This is a genomic window from Kistimonas scapharcae (assembly GCF_039540975.1).
GTDB lineage: Bacteria > Pseudomonadota > Gammaproteobacteria > Pseudomonadales > Endozoicomonadaceae > Kistimonas > Kistimonas scapharcae.
Window position 1 is genome coordinate 1 of the sequence record NZ_BAABFL010000276.1, and the last position, 2,241, is coordinate 2,241.

Genomic DNA, 2,241 nt, shown 5'->3' on the forward strand with positions numbered 1-2,241 from the left:
ATCAGTTTATCCATACGGGCAAGGAATATTTCTTTGCGGGTCTGGCGACGCTTTTGAGTGAATTCAGCGTCAGAAAAGCTGAGTTGTTGATCCATGGCTAATCTCCGGCAAGGGCTGAGAGGAGATTAGCTTATTATTGGGGACTTAATCGCAGGTTCCCTAACTCCAGCGCATCAGGCTTAGACCATGGTGCATTGACTACGCATACTTGGGTTTTAGCGCTATAAGCCAGGCTTACATGTGAGCGGATGCCAGTTGTTTCTATATCTGGCTTATTGCTAGGTGTTGAATGGAGAATTCGCCTTATCACTTAATTACCTTGATTGATAACGTTATGGGTAGTTCTATGTGTTTGACACTAAATGATAAAAATAGTTCTTCTGGGCTTGGATGTTTTAGAGGGATACTTGAACGTGTTATTGATACTGACAAGGGGTCGTTATATAGAGTTGAAAGAATATTGTTAACCTGGCCAATTGCATGTTGAGCAATTGGCCACATGATTTATCGACTGGCTAGTGCTGTGTCAGGTGGAAGTGAAGCCGTTTGTATCGCAGTGCAGAGTGAATCTGCCTGTTCAGCTGCAGTGGTTGGGTTCTGCACATTGACTGATAACAGTAATGCTTTTAAATGAGTTGTCAGTTTTTTGTCCAGCGCTTGCTCCTCCAGAGCCGCAGTGGCAGCCTGACTGGCTTGTTTCAATAATACACCCGCTTGGAGGGTATCGGCTTCACTGGATGCCGGATTATCCTGCTGATACCTGGCAGCATTCTCCAGTCGTATCGCTGCGGCACACACCGCGTCACGTACCAGAAGATCGTTACGCACCGGCTTATATCTGGCGATGCCACCGGTTAACGGCTTCACCAGAGGCCCCAACAAGGCGCGACTGACAGCGCGGCGGATCGGCGAATGGGCTATGTAGAAACCACCGTCGGGACCCGTAATGGTTGTCGCGACCGACTCTTCTACGCCTTCAGTATACGAGATCACCTCACCGGTTTCCCGATCCAGCAGGCCGACGCCGACGGAGACCGGTAACCGCACGGTGCCTTTTTCAAAGCCTGCACCGAGGATAACGGCAATGCCGTTGGCCGTGATGGAGGCGGTCAGCATATTCAGGTTTTTCTGGCCGAAAATCTCCGGGTACATGTCCAGACTGGCGCGCCAGATAACCTCGGCCTTGTCACCACGATCCTGCAGTTTGAACAGTTCACCGGCAGTGATGGCGTAGAGCTCATTGTTCTCGGACGCTACGGTGATAGACGCAAGAATCTGTTCACCGACTGATTGCCGCCAGAGCTCGTTGAGAGACTGGTCAAAGGCAATAACATTACCATTGTCGTCTGAAACGTACACGCGGGTACCATCCGCCCGCAGTGCGGGTGTCGAACCGGTTCCCCCCTTGAACCAGGTGCTGGCTGCGACCTCAAGACGGTATTGGCCATTGCCGGCCGGTATCATGTCTATGCCGTACAGGGCACCATTTTCTGCCAGGCCATCGATCGTGCCATCGGCTTCATCCGGTGCGGTGGCGGCGATAAAGAAACGCCCCGTCATCGGATCAATGGAAAAATAGTTGGCGATCTTAACGCCGCCGCCAAACAACACATCGGCGACCTTAGTGAATCGTCCACCAACCTGAGGGTCTTCACCAAAGACTTTTTTCATGATCTTGTCGGTACGCTGGCTGACCCATTTGCCGGGGCGGCCGGTCGTGGCTCCTTTGGCGGGAGCGCCTGGTACGGTGAAGGCGTCTGCCAGAATGGGTTGTCCGGTTTTACGATCCAGGGCAAAGACGGAACCGTCCATCAGCAGGCCGACAATACTGTCTGACTGGGGGTGATAGCTGGCACCAAAGTTATGGGTATTGCGGTCATCGCCCGGCTGCAGGACAGGTTCCTTGAGACCGGTAGGGACATCCCAGATAACACTGCCGTCCTGACGCACGGCCAGTGCCCGCTCATAGAGTGCCAGGTAAATGATCTGTTGTCCCGGGTTGTCCGGATCATCCAGTACCAGCGGCGTACCGCCGCCCTGTGACAGTGGTTGCCCAGTAATTGCCCAGCGTCGTTCGCCTGTTTCTCCGTCAAGGCTGACCAGTACCACTGGTTCTGAGGGGGTGACCGGGCTGAAGTAAAGGTTGCCCTGTCGATCGATAGACCTTAAATCCCGCTTAACCTTGGGAATGTGAGCAAGCTGGCCGTACTTTTGGCAACAGAGTACAGTTTTTGCACAAAA

At 52.9% G+C, this 2,241-nt stretch carries 1 protein-coding gene; it reads right to left on the minus strand.

Translation table 11 applies throughout. From position 1 onward, the window contains the following. Positions 1–504: 504 nt before the first annotated feature. The coding region (locus tag ABD892_RS11010; protein ID WP_345195691.1) for a PQQ-binding-like beta-propeller repeat protein at positions 505–2,241 on the minus strand (1,737 nt) is incomplete at its 5' end.